Origin of the sequence: Pseudomonas sp. MF6747 (assembly GCF_963890955.1) — a bacterium.
Classification (GTDB): domain Bacteria; phylum Pseudomonadota; class Gammaproteobacteria; order Pseudomonadales; family Pseudomonadaceae; genus Aquipseudomonas.
In genome coordinates, this window is the sequence record NZ_CAWPSZ010000051.1 from 318,209 (window position 1) to 336,601 (window position 18,393).

Genomic DNA, 18,393 nt, shown 5'->3' on the forward strand with positions numbered 1-18,393 from the left:
AAGGACTGAATCAGCCTTGTTTTTTGGATACAGTTTCAGCGATGTGCGCCGGAGCTGTGTTGTATTTTTTGAATTCCATAGAGTAGCTTGCGCGACCCTGAGACATGGAGCGAACGTCGGTCGCATAACCGAACATCTCACCCAACGGAACCTCGGCGCGAATCACCTTGCCGGAAACCGTGTCTTCCATACCCAAGATCATGCCGCGACGACGGTTAAGGTCGCCCATGACATCACCCATATAGTCTTCAGGTGTAACAACTTCTACCGCCATGATTGGCTCAAGCAACTCACCACCGCCCTTCTGGGCCAGTTGCTTGGTTGCCATGGAAGCAGCCACCTTAAACGCCATCTCGTTGGAGTCGACGTCGTGGTAAGAACCGTCAAAAACGGTTGCTTTCAGGCCGATCAGCGGATAGCCGGCAACAACACCGTTCTTCATCTGCTCTTCGATACCCTTCTGGATAGCCGGGATGTATTCCTTAGGAACAACACCACCAACTACTTCGTTCACGAATTGCAGACCTTCCTGACCTTCGTCAGCAGGAGCAAAACGGATCCAGCAGTGACCGAACTGACCACGACCGCCGGACTGACGAACGAACTTGCCTTCGATTTCACAGTTCTTCGTGATGCGCTCACGATAGGAAACCTGAGGCTTACCGATGTTGGCTTCGACGTTGAACTCACGGCGCATCCGGTCAACCAGGATGTCCAGGTGCAGCTCGCCCATGCCGGAGATGATCGTTTGACCAGTCTCTTCATCAGTCTTGACGCGGAAAGATGGATCTTCCTGAGCAAGTTTGCCCAGAGCGATACCCATTTTTTCCTGGTCATCCTTGGTCTTAGGCTCTACGGCAACCGAAATAACCGGCTCCGGGAAGTCCATGCGAACCAGGATGATTGGCTTAGCAGCGTCGCACAAAGTCTCACCCGTGGTGACGTCCTTCATGCCGATCAGGGCCGCGATGTCACCAGCGCGTACTTCCTTGATCTCTTCACGGGCGTTTGCGTGCATTTGCACCATACGACCCACGCGCTCTTTCTTACCTTTAACCGAGTTGATCACGCCGTCGCCGGATGCCAACACGCCCGAGTAAACGCGGACGAAGGTCAAGGTACCCACGAATGGGTCGGTAGCGATCTTGAACGCCAGGGCCGAGAACGGCTCGCTGTCGTCTGCATGACGCTCCATTTCTTCTTCCTCGTTATCAGGGTTGGTACCCTTGATAGCAGGAATGTCAGTTGGAGCAGGCAGGTAGTCGATCACAGCATCGAGAACCAGGGGAACACCCTTGTTCTTGAACGAGGAACCGCAAACAGCCAGGACGATTTCACCAGCGATAGTACGCTGACGCAGAGCGGCCTTGATTTCCGCGTTGGTGAGCTCTTCACCTTCGAGGTACTTGTTCATCAGCTCTTCGCTGGCTTCGGCAGCAGCCTCAACCATGTTGTTGCGCCACTCGTCAGCCAGTTCCTGCAGTTCTGCAGGGATAGGCTTACGAACAGGAACCATACCTTTGTCGGAATCATTCCAGTAAACAGCTTCCATGTTGATCAGGTCGATCTGACCTTGGAAGTTGTCTTCGGAACCGATAGCCAATTGGATTGGCACCGGAGTATGACCCAGACGCTGCTTGATCTGACCGATCACGCGCAGGAAGTTAGCGCCAGCACGGTCCATCTTGTTTACGTAAACAAGACGTGGAACGCCGTATTTGTTGGCTTGACGCCATACGGTTTCCGACTGAGGCTCAACACCCGAGGTACCGCAGAACACAACGACAGCGCCGTCGAGTACACGCAGGGAACGCTCAACTTCAATGGTGAAGTCTACGTGGCCTGGGGTATCGATTACGTTGAAGCGGTGCTCGTCTTTGTACTGCTTCTCGGAACCTTTCCAGAAGGCGGTAATAGCAGCAGAAGTAATGGTAATACCACGCTCCTGCTCCTGAACCATCCAGTCTGTGGTCGCGGCGCCGTCATGCACCTCGCCCATTTTGTGACTTTTGCCGGTGTAAAACAGTACGCGCTCGGTGGTGGTGGTTTTACCAGCATCCACGTGAGCAACGATACCGATGTTACGGTAGCGGCTAATCGGAGTAGTACGAGCCATAAAGCCCTCGCAAAATTAGTGAAGCTAAGATTAGAAGCGGTAGTGCGAGAAAGCTTTGTTAGCTTCAGCCATACGGTGCACGTCTTCACGCTTCTTAACAGCAGCACCTTTACCTTCAGCAGCGTCCAACAGTTCGCCAGCCAAACGCAGAGCCATAGACTTCTCGCCGCGCTTACGGGCGAAGTCTACCAACCAGCGCATTGCCAGAGCGTTACGACGGGACGGACGAACTTCGACCGGAACCTGGTAAGTAGCACCGCCTACACGGCGCGACTTCACTTCGACCAGCGGAGCGATGGCGTCGAGAGCTTTCTCGAAGATTTCCAGGGGGTCGCTGTTCTTGCGTTCTTTAACCTTTTCCAGCGCGCCATAAACGATACGCTCGGCAACGGCTTTCTTGCCGCTTTCCATCACGTGGTTCATGAACTTGGCCAGAATTTGGCTTCCGTATTTTGGATCGTCAAGCACTTCGCGCTTGGCTGCTACGCGTCTTCTTGGCATGGATAAGCCCTCAAACGGTCTTCAGGTTCGCTCGGAATCAGTGCCCTTTCGGGACGCCTCCGACCTTACTCTTATCGACTCAGAAAATAAGATGATTCAGTTTTACAAAAAGCCGCTACTACTTAGGCTTCTTGGTACCGTACTTCGAACGACCCTGGTTACGACCTTTAACGCCGGAAGTATCCAAGGAGCCGCGTACGGTGTGGTAACGAACACCTGGCAAGTCTTTTACACGACCGCCGCGGATCAGTACCACGCTGTGCTCTTGCAGGTTGTGGCCTTCACCGCCGATGTACGAGGAAACCTCGAAACCGTTGGTCAGGCGCACACGGCATACTTTACGCAGTGCCGAGTTAGGTTTTTTCGGCGTAGTGGTATACACGCGAGTGCATACGCCACGACGTTGCGGGCAGTTCTGCAGCGCAGGTACGTCGGATTTCTCGACGATACGCTTACGCGGCTGACGTACCAGCTGGTTGATAGTTGCCATCTACTAGCTCCACTGTTGTCTTGCGACGCTATTGTCTTGCAAGAAAAGCAAAATGGCAGGAACGAATTCCCGCCAAATTTAGGGGTACAAGAGTCTAAAGAGGATCTTGCCCCCAGTCAAGGCAAGGCCCCGACCTCCCCTCTCATCGAACCGGGGCAAAATTGCCTCGATCCGACGAATGGGGGCTGCCAGGGCCCAGACTTATTTACCGCAGAACTCAGTTACCGCTTGAGTTCAGCGCTTCGGTCAGTGCAGCTTCCACTTCACTGGCGCTTACGCGCAGCGGCTTGTCAGCATCACGGCGGCGTTTGCGCTCGCTGTGGTAAGCCAAACCGGTACCTGCCGGGATCAAACGACCCACGACCACGTTCTCTTTCAGGCCGCGCAGGTAATCGCGCTTGCCGGTTACCGCTGCTTCGGTCAGTACGCGAGTGGTCTCCTGGAAGGAGGCCGCCGAGATGAACGACTCAGTGGACAACGACGCCTTGGTGATACCCAGCAACACACGAGTGAACTTGGAGACAAATTTGTCTTCCGCGCCCAGACGTTCGTTTTCTACCAATACGTGAGTCAGTTCCATCTGGTCGCCCTTGATGAAACTGGAATCGCCGGATTCAGCGATTTCAACTTTACGCAGCATCTGACGCAGGATGGTCTCGATGTGCTTATCGTTGATCTTCACGCCTTGCAGACGGTAAACGTCCTGGATCTCGTTAACGATGTACTTGGCCAGCGCACTCACACCCAGCAAACGCAGGATGTCGTGTGGATCGCTCGGGCCGTCGGAGATAACTTCGCCGCGGTTTACCTGCTCGCCTTCGAAGACGTTCAGGTGACGCCACTTCGGAATCAGCTCTTCATACGGATCGCTACCGTCGTTCGGAGTAATAACCAGACGGCGCTTGCCCTTGGTCTCTTTACCGAACGCGATGGTGCCGCTGACTTCAGCCAGAATCGACGCTTCTTTCGGACGACGAGCTTCGAACAAGTCGGCAACACGCGGCAGACCACCGGTGATGTCACGGGTCTTCGAAGTTTCTTGCGGGATACGCGCGATAACATCACCGATCGCGATCTTCGCACCATCCGCTACACCGACCAGGGCGTTGGCTGGCAGGAAGTACTGAGCGATTACGTCAGTGCCTGGCAGCAACAAGTCCTTGCCGTTGTCATCGACCATCTTCACGGCAGGACGGATGTCCTTACCGGCAGCTGGACGATCTTTCGCGTCGAGTACTTCAATGTTGGTCATACCGGTCAATTCGTCAGTCTGACGCTTGATCGTGATGCCTTCTTCCATGCCCACGTAGGTCACGGTACCTTTCATTTCGGTAACGATTGGGTGAGTGTGCGGATCCCACTTGGCCACGATTGCGCCAGCGTCGACCTTGTCACCTTCTTTAACCGAGATCACAGCACCGTACGGCAGCTTGTAACGCTCACGCTCACGACCGTAGTCATCAGCGATTGCCAGCTCACCGGAACGGGATACAGCAACCAGGTGGCCATCCACTCGCTCAACGTGTTTCAGGTTGTGCAGACGGACGGTACCGCCATTCTTCACCTGAACGCTGTCGGCTGCGGAGGTCCGGCTTGCCGCACCACCGATGTGGAACGTACGCATGGTCAGCTGGGTACCCGGCTCACCGATGGACTGGGCAGCGATAACGCCGACCGCTTCACCGATGTTCACCTGGTGACCACGAGCCAAGTCACGGCCGTAGCACTTGGCGCAAATGCCGTAGCGGGTTTCGCAGCTGATCGGCGAGCGAACAATCACTTCGTCGATGCTGTTGAGTTCGATGAACTCGACCCACTTCTCGTCTACCAGAGTGCCGGCAGGAACGATAATTTCCTCGGTACCTGGCTTGAATACGTCACGGGCGATTACTCGACCCAGTACGCGCTCACCCAACGGCTCTACAACGTCGCCGCCTTCGATGTGCGGAGTCATCAGCAGACCGTGTTCGGTGCCGCAGTCAACTTCAGTCACAACCAAGTCTTGTGCAACGTCTACCAGACGACGCGTCAGGTAACCGGAGTTAGCGGTTTTCAACGCGGTATCCGCAAGACCCTTACGAGCACCGTGAGTGGAGATGAAGTACTGAAGTACGCTCAAACCTTCACGGAAGTTCGCAGTAATCGGCGTCTCGATGATGGAACCATCCGGCTTGGCCATCAGGCCACGCATACCGGCGAGCTGACGGATCTGCGCAGCAGAACCCCGTGCGCCCGAGTCGGCCATCATGTACATCGAGTTGAACGACTCTTGATCGACTTCTACGCCATGACGGTCGATAACCTTCTCTTTCGAGAGGTTTGCCATCATCGCCTTCGACACTTCGTCGTTGGCCTTGGACCAAAGGTCGATCACTTTGTTGTACTTCTCGCCCTGAGTTACCAGGCCGGAGGCGTACTGGCTCTCGATTTCTTTCACTTCATCGGTAGCAGCACCGATGATCTGAGCTTTTTCATCCGGGATAACGAAGTCGTTAACACCGATGGAAACGCCGGAAATAGTCGAGTAAGCAAAACCGGTGTACATCAACTGGTCAGCGAAGATCACGGTCTCTTTCAAACCAACCACGCGGTAGCACTGGTTGATCAGCTTGGAGATCGCCTTTTTCTTCATTGGCAGGTTGACGACGTCGTACGACAGGCCTTTTGGCACAACTTGATACAACAGCGCACGGCCGACAGTGGTGTCGACGATACGGGTGTTGGTCACGCTGCCGCCGTCACGGTCGTTGACGGTTTCGTTGATCCGCACTTTGACCTTGGCGTGCAGTGCGGCTTCGCCGGCACGGAACACACGGTCAACTTCCTGCAGGTCAGCGAACACACGACCTTCGCCTTTGGCGTTGATCGCTTCACGGGTCATGTAATACAGACCCAATACAACGTCCTGAGACGGAACGATGATTGGCTCACCGTTGGCTGGCGACAGAATGTTGTTGGTCGACATCATCAACGCACGCGCTTCCAACTGAGCTTCCAGTGTCAGCGGTACGTGCACGGCCATTTGGTCGCCGTCGAAGTCGGCGTTGTACGCAGCACAGACCAGAGGGTGCAGCTGGATAGCCTTACCTTCGATCAGTACCGGTTCAAACGCCTGGATACCCAGACGGTGAAGGGTCGGTGCACGGTTGAGGAGAACCGGGTGTTCGCGGATCACTTCAGCGAGAACGTCCCAAACCTCTGGCAGTTCGCGCTCGACCATTTTCTTGGCCGCTTTGATGGTGGTCGCGAGACCGCGCATTTCCAGCTTGCCGAAGATGAATGGCTTGAACAGTTCAAGTGCCATCTTCTTAGGCAGACCGCACTGGTGCAGACGCAGGGTCGGGCCTACGGTAATTACCGAACGACCGGAGTAGTCAACACGCTTACCGAGCAAGTTCTGACGGAAACGACCTTGCTTACCCTTGATCATGTCAGCCAAGGATTTCAGAGGACGCTTGTTCGAACCGGTGATAGCGCGGCCACGACGACCGTTGTCGAGCAAGGCGTCGACAGCTTCTTGCAACATACGCTTTTCGTTGCGCACGATGATGTCCGGAGCGGACAGATCGAGCAAACGCTTCAAGCGGTTGTTACGGTTGATCACACGGCGGTACAGGTCGTTGAGGTCGGAAGTCGCGAAGCGACCGCCATCCAACGGTACCAGCGGACGCAGGTCTGGCGGCAGAACCGGCAGAACGGTCAGCACCATCCATTCTGGCAAGTTGCCGGAACCCTGGAAGGCTTCCATCAACTTCAGACGCTTGGACAGTTTCTTGATTTTGGTTTCGGAGTTGGTTTGCGGAATTTCTTCACGCAGACGGCCAATCTCGTGTTCCAGGTCGATCGCGTGCAGCAGTTCACGGACAGCTTCGGCACCCATGCGGGCATCGAAATCGTCGCCGAACTCTTCCAGCGCTTCGAAGTACTGCTCGTCGTTCAGCAGCTGACCTTTTTCAAGGGTGGTCATGCCTGGATCGATAACGACATAGCTCTCGAAATAGAGAACGCGTTCGATATCACGCAGGGTCATGTCCATCAGCAAGCCGATACGGGACGGCAGCGATTTCAGGAACCAGATGTGGGCAACCGGCGACGCCAGCTCGATGTGCGCCATGCGCTCACGACGAACTTTAGCCAGCGCAACTTCAACGCCGCACTTCTCGCAGATCACACCACGGTGCTTCAAGCGCTTGTACTTACCGCACAGGCACTCGTAATCCTTTACCGGGCCAAAGATCTTGGCGCAGAACAGGCCGTCACGCTCAGGTTTGAACGTACGGTAGTTAATGGTTTCCGGCTTTTTAACTTCACCGAACGACCACGAACGGATCATCTCAGGCGATGCCAATCCAATACGGATGGCGTCGAACTCTTCGACTTGACCCTGGTTTTTCAGCAAATTCAGTAGGTCTTTCAAGGCCTTTCCTCCTGGCGGAGCAGAGAGCGGGCTAAACAGCCCCGCTCTCGATTCGCGTCACGTGTTATTCGGTTTCCAGATCGATATCGATGCCGAGGGAACGAATTTCTTTGATCAACACGTTGAAGGACTCGGGCATGCCCGGCTCCATACGGTGATCGCCGTCCACGATGTTTTTGTACATCTTGGTCCGACCGTTCACATCGTCCGACTTCACTGTGAGCATTTCTTGCAGAGTGTAAGCAGCACCGTATGCTTCCAGTGCCCAGACCTCCATCTCCCCGAAACGCTGACCACCGAACTGAGCCTTACCACCCAGCGGCTGCTGGGTAACCAGGCTGTACGAACCGGTAGAACGAGCGTGCATCTTGTCGTCTACCAAGTGGTTCAGCTTCAGCATGTACATGTAGCCAACAGTAACCGGGCGCTCAAACTTATTGCCGGTACGGCCGTCGAACAGCTGCATCTGGCCGCTTTCTGGCAGGTCTGCCAGTTTCAGCATGGCCTTGATTTCGCTTTCCTTGGCACCGTCGAACACCGGGGTAGCCATTGGAACGCCGCCGCGCAGGTTCTTCGCCAGGTCCAGGATTTCCTGGTCGGAGAAGGTGTCCAGCTCTTCGTTGCGACCGCCGATCTCGTTGTAGATCTCGTGCAGGAACTTACGCAGGTCTGCGACCTTGCGCTGCTCTTCGATCATACGGTTGATCTTCTCGCCCAGACCTTTGGCCGCGAGGCCCAGGTGGGTTTCAAGGATCTGACCAACGTTCATACGCGAAGGTACGCCCAACGGGTTGAGGACGACGTCGACCGGGGTGCCATTGGCATCGTGCGGCATGTCTTCAACCGGCATGATCACGGAGACCACACCTTTGTTACCGTGACGACCGGCCATCTTGTCGCCCGGCTGGATGCGGCGACGGATTGCCAGGTAAACCTTGACGATTTTCAGCACGCCTGGAGCCAGGTCATCGCCCTGCTGCAGTTTGCGCTTCTTGTCTTCGAACTTGTCGTCCAGCAGACGGCGACGATCAACGATGTAGGCCTGAGCCTTCTCGAGCTGCTCGTTCAGAGCATCTTCAGCCATGCGCAGTTTGAACCACTGGCCGTGCTCAAGACCGTCGAGGATTTCGTCGGTGATGTCCTGACCTTTCTTCAGACCTGCGCCGCCTTCGGCCTTGTGGCCTACCAGAGCGGAACGCAGACGTTCGAAGGTCGCGCCTTCAACGATACGGAACTCTTCGTTCAGATCCTTGCGGATCTCGTCGAGTTGAGTCTTCTCGATAGACAGTGCACGAGCATCACGCTCGACGCCGTCACGGGTGAAGACCTGTACGTCGATGACAGTACCCTTGGTACCGGTAGGTACACGCAGGGAGGTGTCTTTAACGTCGCTGGCTTTTTCACCGAAGATGGCACGCAACAGCTTCTCTTCCGGCGTCAGTTGGGTCTCGCCTTTCGGAGTGACCTTACCGACCAGGATGTCGCCTGCGCCAACTTCAGCACCTACGTAAACGATACCGGCTTCGTCCAGTTTGTTCAGTGCAGCTTCACCCACGTTCGGGATGTCTGCAGTGATTTCCTCTGGCCCAAGCTTGGTGTCACGTGCCACACAGGTCAGTTCCTGAATGTGGATCGTGGTGAAACGGTCTTCTTGAACAACACGCTCGGACAGGCAGATGGAGTCTTCGAAGTTGAAGCCGTTCCATGCCATGAACGCGATGCGCATGTTCTGACCCAGAGCCAGTTCACCCATGTCGGTGGACGGGCCGTCGGCCATGATGTCGCTACGCTGAACGCGATCACCCTTGCTCACCAGCGGACGCTGGTTGATGCAGGTGTTCTGGTTCGAGCGGGTGTATTTGGTCAGGTTGTAGATGTCGACACCGGCTTCGCCAGTTTCAACTTCGTCATCGGCAACACGAACCACGATACGGCTGGCATCAACAGAGTCAATCACGCCGCCACGACGAGCCACGACGCAAACGCCGGAGTCACGCGCTACGTTACGCTCCATGCCGGTACCTACCAGCGGCTTGTCAGCACGCAGAGTCGGTACAGCTTGACGCTGCATGTTGGAACCCATCAACGCACGGTTGGCGTCATCGTGTTCCAGGAACGGGATCAGCGACGCTGCAACAGAAACTACCTGCTTGGGCGAAACGTCCATCAAGGTGACGTCTTCCGGCGCCTTAACGGTGAACTCGTTCAAGTGACGAACAGCTACCAGCTCGTCGATCAGGACTTTCTTGTCGTTCATCGTGGCCGAAGCCTGAGCGATCACGTGATCAGCTTCTTCGATGGCGGACAGGAACACGATCTCGTCGGTGACCAGAGCGTCTTTCACTACGCGGTACGGGCTCTCGAGGAAACCGTACTGGTTAGTGCGCGCATAAGCGGCCAGGGAGTTGATCAGACCGATGTTCGGACCTTCCGGCGTTTCGATCGGGCAAACACGACCGTAGTGCGTCGGGTGAACGTCACGAACTTCAAAGCCTGCACGCTCACGCGTCAAACCGCCCGGGCCCAGTGCGGAAACACGGCGCTTGTGGGTGATCTCGGAGAGCGGGTTGTTCTGGTCCATGAACTGCGAGAGCTGGCTGGAACCGAAGAACTCTTTCACCGCCGCAGCCACTGGCTTGGCGTTGATCAGGTCTTGCGGCATCAGGCCTTCGCTTTCAGCCATCGACAGACGCTCTTTGACCGCACGCTCTACACGTACCAGGCCAACGCGGAACTGGTTCTCAGCCATTTCGCCTACGCAGCGAACACGACGGTTACCCAGGTGGTCGATGTCATCGACGATGCCTTTACCGTTACGGATGTCGACCAGAGTCTTCAGTACCGCGACGATGTCTTCCTTGCACAACACGCCCGAACCTTCGATCTCGGTACGACCGATACGACGGTTGAACTTCATCCGGCCGACCGCAGACAGGTCATAGCGCTCAGGGCTGAAGAACAGGTTGTTGAACAGGGTCTCGGCAGCGTCTTTGGTTGGTGGCTCACCAGGACGCATCATGCGATAGATCTCGACCAGCGCTTCCAATTGGTTGCTGGTGGAGTCGATCTTCAGTGTGTCGGAGATGAACGGACCGCAGTCGATGTCGTTGGTGTACAGCGTCTCGATGCGAACAACCTGGGCCTTGGCGATTTTTGCCAGGATCTCGGTGTTCAGCTCGGTGTTGCACTCAGCCAGGATTTCACCTGTCGCCGGGTGAACGATGACCTTGGCGGTGGTGCGACCCAGGACGTAGTCCAAAGGCACGTCCAGCGACTTGATACCGGCTTTTTCGATCTGGTTGATGTGGCGCGCAGTAATACGGCGGCCGGCTTCAACGATGACCTTGCCGTTTTCATCCTGGATATCCAGGACAGCAATTTCACCACGCAGACGCGAAGCAATCAGTTCCAGGCTGAGGGTTTCATCCTTCAGGCTGAACACGTTGGTGGTGTAGAAGGCATCCAGCACTTGCTCGGTGGTATAGCCGAGCGCGCGCAGCAGTACCGAGGCCGGCAGCTTGCGACGACGGTCGATACGCACGAACACGCAGTCTTTCGGGTCGAACTCGAAGTCCAACCACGAACCGCGGTACGGAATGATCCGCGCGGAGTACAGGAGCTTACCGGAGCTGTGCGTCTTGCCGCGGTCGTGGTCAAAGAACACGCCCGGGGAACGGTGCAGCTGGGAAACGATAACGCGCTCGGTACCGTTAATAACGAAGGTACCGTTTTCAGTCATCAATGGGATTTCGCCCATGTAGACTTCTTGCTCTTTGATGTCCTTGATCGCTTTGTTCGACGATTCTTTGTCGAAAATGATCAGACGGACTTTTACCCGCAAAGGTACGGCGTACGTAACACCGCGCAACACGCATTCTTTGACATCAAATGCCGGTTCGCCCAGGCGATAACCGACGTACTCCAGCGCAGCATTGCCGGAGTAGCTGATGATCGGGAAAACGGATTTGAAGGCCGCATGCAGGCCCACGTCGCGGAACTGATCTTTAGTCGCTCCCGCTTGCAAGAATTCACGATACGAATCCAGCTGGATAGCCAGAAGGTACGGGACATCCATGACGTCCGGCAACTTGCTAAAGTCCTTGCGGATACGTTTTTTCTCAGTATATGAGTAAGCCATCAGCGTTCCCCAGCTTGGTCACCTGCTTGTTTGGCCCCTCCCGACGGGAGCAGCCAGAAAATCTCGCAAACCCCATGGTTTGCACCACCGCATCGGGTGGCTACAGCGCGTTAGTGGCGGCGACCGAGTCGACAGCCAAGAACGGAAAAAGGCCGGTGGCAAGAGCCACCAGCCATCAGCCTTCAGCTTAACGCTTGGGCTGGAGACGCAAGGTCGATGCTTACTTCAGCTCGACTTTAGCGCCTGCTTCTTCCAGCACTGCTTTGGCTTTGTCAGCTGCGTCTTTGGACACTGCTTCCAGAACCTGGGCAGGAGCGCCGTCAACTACAGCCTTGGCTTCTTTCAGGCCCAGACCGGTCAGTTCACGAACTGCCTTGATCACGTTTACTTTCTTCTCGCCAGCTTCCAGCAGCATGACGTTGAATTCGGTTTGCTCTTCAGCAGCAACAGCAGCAACAGCTGGGCCAGCGGAAGCAGCGGCAGCGGAAACGCCGAATTTTTCTTCGAAAGCTTTGATCAGCTCAACAACCTGCAGAACCGACATTTCAGCTACGGCGTTGAGGATATCTTCTTGGGAGATAGACATTACTGTATTTCCTAAATTGGGGGACGGCCTACGCGGCCATCGAAATAAACAAAAATACGCGAAAGGAGGTGCTCAGCCTTAGGCTGCGGCAGCTTCTTTTTGCTCGCGAACTGCAGCCAGAGTACGAGCCAGCTTGCTGGTAGCGCCTTGAATCACGCTCATCAGCTGCGAAATAGCTTCGTTACGGGTCGGCAGTGTTGCCAGTACGTCGATTTGGTTAGCTGCGAGGAACTTGCCCTCGAACGCAGCTGCCTTGATCTCGAACTTATCCTGACTCTTGGCGAATTCCTTGAACAAACGGGCAGCAGCGCCTGGATGTTCTTTGGAGAACGCGATCAGAGTCGGGCCGGTGAACACGTCGTTGAGGACACTGTATTCAGTGTCAGCAACAGCGCGCTTGAGCAGGGTGTTACGTACAACACGTACGTATACGCCAGCTTCACGAGCCTCTTTACGGAGTCCGGTCATAGCGCCTACTGTCACACCACGGGCATCAGCCACGACAGCGGACAGAGCAGCTTTGGCAGCCTCGTTGACTTCAGCGACGATGGCCTTCTTGTCTTCGAGATTAATTGCCACGGGTTTAACTCCTGCTTGTTACCGTTTCATCTGGCCGAAGCCGGATGTCGTTTTGGTGTCTGATTCGGTAAGGAACCGGGAGCACCATCTGCGTAGGCTTGTGGTTTAAGACTTGCGCCGCCTACGGTCTTGGATAGCCCCCGCCAGGCAGGGACCCCAATTTTTTCAATCAGCGCGATCGCTCGCGCCAACTTGTGTCTTATACGTCCAGCGAGCCTTGGTCGATGACCAGACCTGGGCCCATAGTGGTGCTCAGGGTAACGCGCTTAACGTAGATACCTTTCGAGGAAGCTGGCTTGATACGCTTCAGATCAGCGATCAGGGCTTCAACGTTTTCCTTCAGCTTGACGGCATCGAAGCCGACTTTGCCAACGGAGGTGTGAATGATGCCGTTTTTGTCGGTGCGATAACGAACCTGACCAGCCTTGGCGTTTTTAACCGCGGTAGCTACGTCTGGCGTTACGGTGCCGACTTTAGGGTTAGGCATCAGACCACGTGGACCGAGGATCTGACCCAACTGACCTACAACGCGCATTGCATCCGGGGAGGCAATAACTACGTCGTAGTTCAGGTCGCCGCCTTTCATTTCGGCAGCCAGGTCGTCCATGCCAACGCGGTCGGCGCCGGCGGCCAGAGCAGCTTCAGCTGCCGGGCCTTGGGTGAAGACAGCAACACGTACAGTCTTGCCAGTACCGTGTGGCAGCACAGTAGCGCTACGAACGACCTGGTCGGATTTACGTGGGTCAACACCCAGGTTTACAGCAACGTCAACGGACTCGCTGAACTTGACAGTCGACAGCTCGGTCAGCAGGGCAGCAGCGTCTACAAAGTTGTAGGCCTTGCCTGCTTCGATTTTGCCGGCGATAGCCTTTTGGCGCTTGGTCAGCTTAGCCATTACACACCCTCCACGTTAAGGCCCATGCTACGAGCAGAACCGGCGATGGTACGCACGGCTGCATCCATATCAGCTGCAGTCAGATCCGCGTTTTTGGTTTTCGCGATTTCTTCCAGCTGAGCACGAGTTACGGTGCCAACCTTAACGGTGTTAGGACGAGCGGAACCGCTAGTCAGACCTGCAGCCTTCTTCAGCAAAACCGAAGCCGGGGTCGACTTGGTTTCGAAAGTGAAGCTACGGTCGCTGTATACAGTGATGATCACTGGAGTCGGCAGACCTGGCTCAAGACCCTGAGTACGGGCGTTGAAGGCCTTGCAGAATTCCATGATGTTCACGCCGTGCTGACCCAGAGCCGGGCCGACAGGTGGACTTGGGTTGGCCTGAGCGGCCTTCACTTGCAGCTTGATGTAAGCGGTAATCTTCTTGGCCATGAGGCACTCCAATTACGGGTTCAAACGCCTCGAAAGGCTCCCCGGTTACTTGCGCGTTTATCCCAGTGACGACAAAACCCCACAGCCTATGGCTGCGGGGTTGGGATGCTTGCTCAGCTAGACCTTTTCGACCTGGCTGAACTCCAGCTCTACCGGAGTAGAGCGACCGAAAATGAGCACCGCCACTTGGATCCGGCTCTTTTCGTAGTTAACTTCTTCGACAGTGCCGTTGAAATCAGCAAACGGACCATCTGTGACACGAACAACCTCACCCGGCTCGAACAACGTCTTCGGCTTAGGTTTGTCGCTGCCGTCAGCAACACGACGCAGAATCGCTTCTGCTTCTTTGTCGGTGATCGGAGCAGGCTTATCAGCAGTACCGCCGATGAAACCCATGACACGAGGAGTGTCCTTGACCAAGTGCCAAGTACCTTCATTCATGTCCATCTGAACCAGCACGTAGCCAGGGAAGAACTTGCGTTCGCTTTTACGCTTTTGGCCATTCCGCATTTCAACCACTTCTTCAGTGGGAACCAGAATTTCGCCGAAGCCATCTTCCATGCCTGCCAGCTTTACGCGCTCTAGCAAAGAGCGCATGACATGCTTCTCGTAACCCGAGTAAGCATGCACAACGTACCAACGCTTAGCCACGGGACACCCTTAGCCAACAATCAAGGAAACAAGCCAGCCGAGCAGGGAATCAAGCCCCCACAACAGCAACGCCATAACCAGAACAACAGCCACAACAATCAACGTGGTCTGCGTGGTTTCTTGGCGAGTCGGCCAAACGACTTTACGGATTTCTGTGCGAGCTTCCTTTACCAGGACTGCGAAAGACTTGCCTTTGGCAGTCTGCAGGCCTACAAAGGCAGCTACAGCAGCAAGGGCAAGCAAAGCGAGTACGCGGTACAGGATCGGCGAAGCAGAATAGTACTGATTGCCAACAACGCCTACGACCACCAATGCGACTACAGCAAGCCACTTGACCAGATCGAAACGAGAGCTTTGAGCTTCAGCCTTAGGAGTCATCTATGAAGATCCTGTGAAAAGAAAGCCAGACACACCACGTGAATCTGGCAGGTCAGGAGGGAATCGAACCCCCAACCTACGGTTTTGGAGACCGTCGCTCTGCCAATTGAGCTACTGACCTAAAACAAAATCAGGCCGACCATTATGCAGGCCTGAAAAAGACTTTACAACAACCAACCCCTAGAGACTTGAAATCACCCGACATTCACGCCAGGCAGAACACTATCAAGCCGAGTCAGCTGTTAAAACAAAGGCAGATATTTTCATATCTGCCTTGTTATATGGAGCTCTTGAGCGGATTTGAACCGCTGACCTCACCCTTACCAAGGGTGTGCTCTACCAACTGAGCTACAAGAGCAAAACACCGTGCACAACCTGCAAACTTGGAGCGGGTAGCGGGAATCGAACCCGCATCATCAGCTTGGAAGGCTGAGGTTCTACCACTAAACTATACCCGCGGAGCTTGCAGCTCACGCTAAAAATGGTGGAGGGGGAAGGATTCGAACCTTCGAAGTCGTAGACGTCAGATTTACAGTCTGATCCCTTTGGCCGCTCGGGAACCCCTCCTAAGCGAGCCGGCATTCTACATCACGCCGGCCTTCTGTCAAGCATTTTCTCATTAAAAATATGAGGTTAGCTGCGTTGACCTTCGCTTCACGCTGTAGACCGTGAAGGTCTTCACTGCGAAGCGGGCGCCATTCTATGCAAACTATTCGACACTTGCAACGCCTTCGCACAACATTATTTTATGTTTTAACTCATTGAATTCCTTAGCAAGGTTTTCAAAGGGCAGATCATCGGCCAGTCGCCTGCTTTCAGGGGACACGCGCAGCCAATAGCCGGTAGTGCCAGGTACATTGAGCAGTTGCACCTTGACCTTTATATCCAGGCTCATGAGACGCTGCTCAAGCAACTGCGCTTGTCGCTGATCAGCAAAGCCACCTATGTACAAGCATGTATTTTGCGGCTCAGGGGCGCTTGCCCGGTCACGGCGGACAACCGAATCAGAAGACTCACTCAACAGCCGGATGTCCTGCTGAGAGCCGCGATAGAGGCTCAGAGGCGTAACGTCCTTAGCGCGCAACGGCGCCTCTTGTTGATGCCAGATGTAATAGAAGGCATTGAGAACGAGCAAGAGCAAAAACAGCCAACGCATAAAAAACCTCAGTACAAAGGGCACGCCATCGCCAGTCCCACAAAGACCAGATCCGGAACAAAGCGAGCCTGTGGTACGGCATCCGAGACCAGGTCAGCATCCCCGCCCGTCAGGAAGACGGTGAAATCTTCCCCCCAATAACGCCGAGCCAACTCAAGCTGGGTTAATACAAACCCCCGAAGCATGAGCGTGCAGCCACGCTCAACGGCCTCAACGGTGGTTCGACCTGGGGAAAGATGCTCCATGGCCTGCTCTGCTGCGGCATCGTCGTAGCGAATCTTGCGGGTGTGTGTTCGCAGCTGACTGCGCATCAGGGGCATTCCAGGGCATATAAAGCCTCCTAGATGCTCACCGTCAGCAGCGATAAAGTCCGCAGTCGCGGCGGTACCGAAGTCGAGCACCAAGCAAGCACCCGGCGCCAACTTGAAACCGCCAAGCATTGCTAACCAGCGATCAAGCCCGAGGCGCTCGTACTCTTCATAACCGTTGCGCACTCCCGCCATTTCTCTCGCTGAGGCAGCGCAGGCCACTGTGACACCAAATGCCTCCTGCAATGCCTCAACCAACTTTCCCGTTTCCTCTGAAGCACGAACGCTCACCAGACGGCATCGCGTGAGCAGCAGACCCGGAATTGCGGTCAGACTTTCTATTAATGCGAGATCTGAACCGACAACACCCTCTGCGCAGGCGCTAATGCTCCGCGCATCGAGCACCCGCCACTTGATAAAGCTATTTCCACAGTCGAGCTCAAGAATCATCGCGCAGCCTCAGGCTTAACTCACCACCGCTATATATTTTCTCAACACCATCGACATTCAGACGCAGCGCGCCCTGGTGATCAATCCCCAGCACAATCCCATCAATCTGATTGACGCCTGCAATGAGAGTCACAGCCCTACCCTGCCACAAATGATTTCGCTCCCACTCCTCCTGCAACGCACTAAAGCCAAAGGCCTTATGGCGCTCCAAGTGGCTTTGCAGCTGCAGGCTTAGCTGCGCAACCAAGTAATTACGATCGACGGGCGCACCTGTTTCCAATTGCACTGAGGTCCACTGCTGATCTACCTCGGCAGCTTGCTGCATGTTCACGTTAATGCCTATCCCGATCACCACGTGACAGATGTCTGCAGGGTCACCCACCAACTCAAGCAAGATGCCGGCAATTTTCTTGCGCCCTACAAGGACGTCGTTTGGCCACTTCAGGGCCGCGCCCTGCACACCAGAATCACGCAGCGCTTGCATGACCGCCAATCCCACTACAAGACTAAGACCCTCCAGCTGCCGCAGCCCACCCTCGATGCGCAATACAAGGCTGTAGTAGACATTCTGAGCGAATGGACTCACCCACGTGCGGCCCCGCCTCCCCCTGCCGGCCGTCTGCTGCTCAGCAAGCACCAGAAATGGCGCAGCAACACCTGCGTCGACAAGACGCAAGGCTTCAGCATTAGTGGAGTCGATAGAGTCAGAGATGTGGACGGGCCATGCCAAAGAAGCGGCATTCACCGCAATCTCTTCCTTGCTCAGAAACACCAGCGGCGAAGCCAACTGGTACCCCTTGCCGCGAATTTTATGAATGGGCAAATTCAGCTCTGCCTCAAGGTGCTGGAGCTGCTTCCAAACAGCACTGCGGCTGACACCCAGGGCGGCACCCAGCGCTTCTCCGGAATGAAATCGGCCATCTTTCAGAAGTTCTAACAACGTCAGCATGCAAGTATCGCCTCACAATGAGGCACGCATGATAGCCATGCGCAAGGCCATTGCATAGAAAGGCCGGGATTTAGCGCCCATGGCCCGGAGGTAGCGGGGAGCTTGGGAGCTGGGCCTATCAGGAAAGCACACATTATCGTTGGCGCATCGCGATGCCTTCATACCTGCACTTTTCGACCGCCAAAAACAAAGCCCCTGTTTGCGTTAGCAAACAGGGGCTCTGGAATTTAATCTTGACGATGACCTACTCTCACATGGGGAAACCCCACACTACCATCGGCGATGCATCGTTTCACTGCTGAGTTCGGGATGGGATCAGGTGGTTCCAATGCTCTATGGTCGTCAAGA

14 protein-coding genes, 4 tRNA genes and 1 rRNA gene are annotated in these 18,393 nt (G+C 55.2%); all 19 read right to left on the reverse strand.

Annotated elements, in window-relative coordinates; all coding sequences use genetic code 11:
* Window positions 1-10: 10 nt before the first annotated feature.
* Window positions 11-2,116, reverse strand: coding sequence for an elongation factor G (gene fusA / locus AACW30_RS28590; RefSeq protein WP_106580215.1), 2,106 nt, complete (start codon window positions 2,114-2,116; stop codon window positions 11-13).
* Between the two features lie 30 nt (window positions 2,117-2,146).
* Window positions 2,147-2,617, reverse strand: a complete 471-nt coding sequence (gene rpsG / locus AACW30_RS28595) for a 30S ribosomal protein S7 (protein ID WP_002555493.1) — start codon at window positions 2,615-2,617, stop codon at window positions 2,147-2,149.
* Between the two features lie 118 nt (window positions 2,618-2,735).
* Entirely contained in the window at window positions 2,736-3,107 is a 372-nt protein-coding gene (gene rpsL / locus AACW30_RS28600) for a 30S ribosomal protein S12 (protein WP_002555494.1), read from the reverse strand.
* Between the two features lie 217 nt (window positions 3,108-3,324).
* Window positions 3,325-7,524 (reverse strand): DNA-directed RNA polymerase subunit beta', encoded by a 4,200-nt coding sequence (gene rpoC, locus AACW30_RS28605; protein WP_015886137.1) that lies wholly within the window; start codon window positions 7,522-7,524, stop codon window positions 3,325-3,327.
* A gap of 64 nt (window positions 7,525-7,588) precedes the next feature.
* A complete protein-coding gene (rpoB, locus tag AACW30_RS28610; protein ID WP_053258275.1) occupies window positions 7,589-11,662 on the reverse strand; it encodes a DNA-directed RNA polymerase subunit beta in 4,074 nt (1,357 codons plus the stop codon).
* A 220-nt stretch (window positions 11,663-11,882) separates the two neighbouring features.
* Window positions 11,883-12,248: a 50S ribosomal protein L7/L12 gene (gene rplL, locus AACW30_RS28615; RefSeq protein ID WP_010566858.1), complete on the reverse strand. Its 366-nt coding sequence runs from the start codon at window positions 12,246-12,248 to the stop codon at window positions 11,883-11,885.
* A 78-nt stretch (window positions 12,249-12,326) separates the two neighbouring features.
* Window positions 12,327-12,827, reverse strand: coding sequence for a 50S ribosomal protein L10 (rplJ, locus tag AACW30_RS28620; protein WP_010174464.1), 501 nt, complete (start codon window positions 12,825-12,827; stop codon window positions 12,327-12,329).
* A 199-nt stretch (window positions 12,828-13,026) separates the two neighbouring features.
* Complete coding sequence (gene rplA, locus AACW30_RS28625; protein ID WP_003232403.1) at window positions 13,027-13,722, reverse strand: 50S ribosomal protein L1; 696 nt, start codon at window positions 13,720-13,722, stop codon at window positions 13,027-13,029.
* Window positions 13,722-14,153 (reverse strand): 50S ribosomal protein L11, encoded by a 432-nt coding sequence (gene rplK, locus AACW30_RS28630; RefSeq protein WP_003176435.1) that lies wholly within the window; start codon window positions 14,151-14,153, stop codon window positions 13,722-13,724. The genes rplA and rplK overlap by 1 nt, the downstream gene beginning before the upstream one ends.
* 117 nt (window positions 14,154-14,270) lie before the next feature.
* Window positions 14,271-14,804, reverse strand: coding sequence for a transcription termination/antitermination protein NusG (nusG, locus tag AACW30_RS28635; protein WP_003176436.1), 534 nt, complete (start codon window positions 14,802-14,804; stop codon window positions 14,271-14,273).
* A gap of 9 nt (window positions 14,805-14,813) precedes the next feature.
* On the reverse strand, window positions 14,814-15,182 hold the full coding sequence (secE, locus tag AACW30_RS28640; RefSeq protein ID WP_003194658.1) for a preprotein translocase subunit SecE: 369 nt from the start codon (window positions 15,180-15,182) through the stop codon (window positions 14,814-14,816).
* A 45-nt stretch (window positions 15,183-15,227) separates the two neighbouring features.
* Window positions 15,228-15,303 (reverse strand) — tRNA-Trp (locus AACW30_RS28645).
* 161 nt (window positions 15,304-15,464) lie between these two features.
* Window positions 15,465-15,540, reverse strand: a tRNA-Thr gene (locus tag AACW30_RS28650).
* Between the two features lie 26 nt (window positions 15,541-15,566).
* Window positions 15,567-15,640: transfer RNA gene (locus tag AACW30_RS28655), tRNA-Gly, on the reverse strand.
* 24 nt (window positions 15,641-15,664) lie between these two features.
* Window positions 15,665-15,749, reverse strand: a tRNA-Tyr gene (locus AACW30_RS28660).
* 142 nt (window positions 15,750-15,891) lie between these two features.
* Window positions 15,892-16,338 carry a hypothetical protein gene (locus tag AACW30_RS28665; RefSeq protein WP_200623971.1) on the reverse strand — a complete coding sequence of 149 codons (447 nt, stop codon included), beginning with the start codon at window positions 16,336-16,338 and terminating at the stop codon, window positions 15,892-15,894.
* An 8-nt stretch (window positions 16,339-16,346) separates the two neighbouring features.
* Complete coding sequence (locus AACW30_RS28670; protein ID WP_200623972.1) at window positions 16,347-17,096, reverse strand: pantothenate kinase; 750 nt, start codon at window positions 17,094-17,096, stop codon at window positions 16,347-16,349.
* The gene (birA, locus tag AACW30_RS28675) at window positions 17,086-18,045 is read right to left on the reverse strand and encodes a bifunctional biotin--[acetyl-CoA-carboxylase] ligase/biotin operon repressor BirA (RefSeq protein ID WP_124418574.1); all 960 of its coding nucleotides are present in this window, start codon (window positions 18,043-18,045) and stop codon (window positions 17,086-17,088) included. The genes AACW30_RS28670 and birA overlap by 11 nt, the downstream gene beginning before the upstream one ends.
* 231 nt (window positions 18,046-18,276) lie before the next feature.
* Window positions 18,277-18,392: ribosomal RNA gene (gene rrf / locus AACW30_RS28680) — 5S ribosomal RNA — on the reverse strand.
* Window position 18,393: the final 1 nt, after the last annotated feature.

Excerpts from the sequence above, each read along its gene's own strand:
- rpsL (WP_002555494.1), bottom strand. The coding sequence starts at position 3,107 with ATGGCAACTATCAACCAGCTGGTACGTCAGCCGCGTAAGCGTATCGTC.
- fusA (WP_106580215.1), bottom strand. The coding sequence starts at position 2,116 with ATGGCTCGTACTACTCCGATTAGCCGCTACCGTAACATCGGTATCGTT.
- rpsG (WP_002555493.1), bottom strand. The coding sequence starts at position 2,617 with ATGCCAAGAAGACGCGTAGCAGCCAAGCGCGAAGTGCTTGACGATCCA.
- AACW30_RS28665 (WP_200623971.1), bottom strand. The coding sequence starts at position 16,338 with ATGCGTTGGCTGTTTTTGCTCTTGCTCGTTCTCAATGCCTTCTATTAC.
- rplL (WP_010566858.1), bottom strand. The coding sequence starts at position 12,248 with ATGTCTATCTCCCAAGAAGATATCCTCAACGCCGTAGCTGAAATGTCG.
- rplA (WP_003232403.1), bottom strand. The coding sequence starts at position 13,722 with ATGGCTAAGCTGACCAAGCGCCAAAAGGCTATCGCCGGCAAAATCGAA.
- rplK (WP_003176435.1), bottom strand. The coding sequence starts at position 14,153 with ATGGCCAAGAAGATTACCGCTTACATCAAGCTGCAAGTGAAGGCCGCT.
- birA (WP_124418574.1), bottom strand. The coding sequence starts at position 18,045 with ATGCTGACGTTGTTAGAACTTCTGAAAGATGGCCGATTTCATTCCGGA.
- secE (WP_003194658.1), bottom strand. The coding sequence starts at position 15,182 with ATGACTCCTAAGGCTGAAGCTCAAAGCTCTCGTTTCGATCTGGTCAAG.
- rpoB (WP_053258275.1), bottom strand. The coding sequence starts at position 11,662 with ATGGCTTACTCATATACTGAGAAAAAACGTATCCGCAAGGACTTTAGC.
- AACW30_RS28670 (WP_200623972.1), bottom strand. The coding sequence starts at position 17,096 with ATGATTCTTGAGCTCGACTGTGGAAATAGCTTTATCAAGTGGCGGGTG.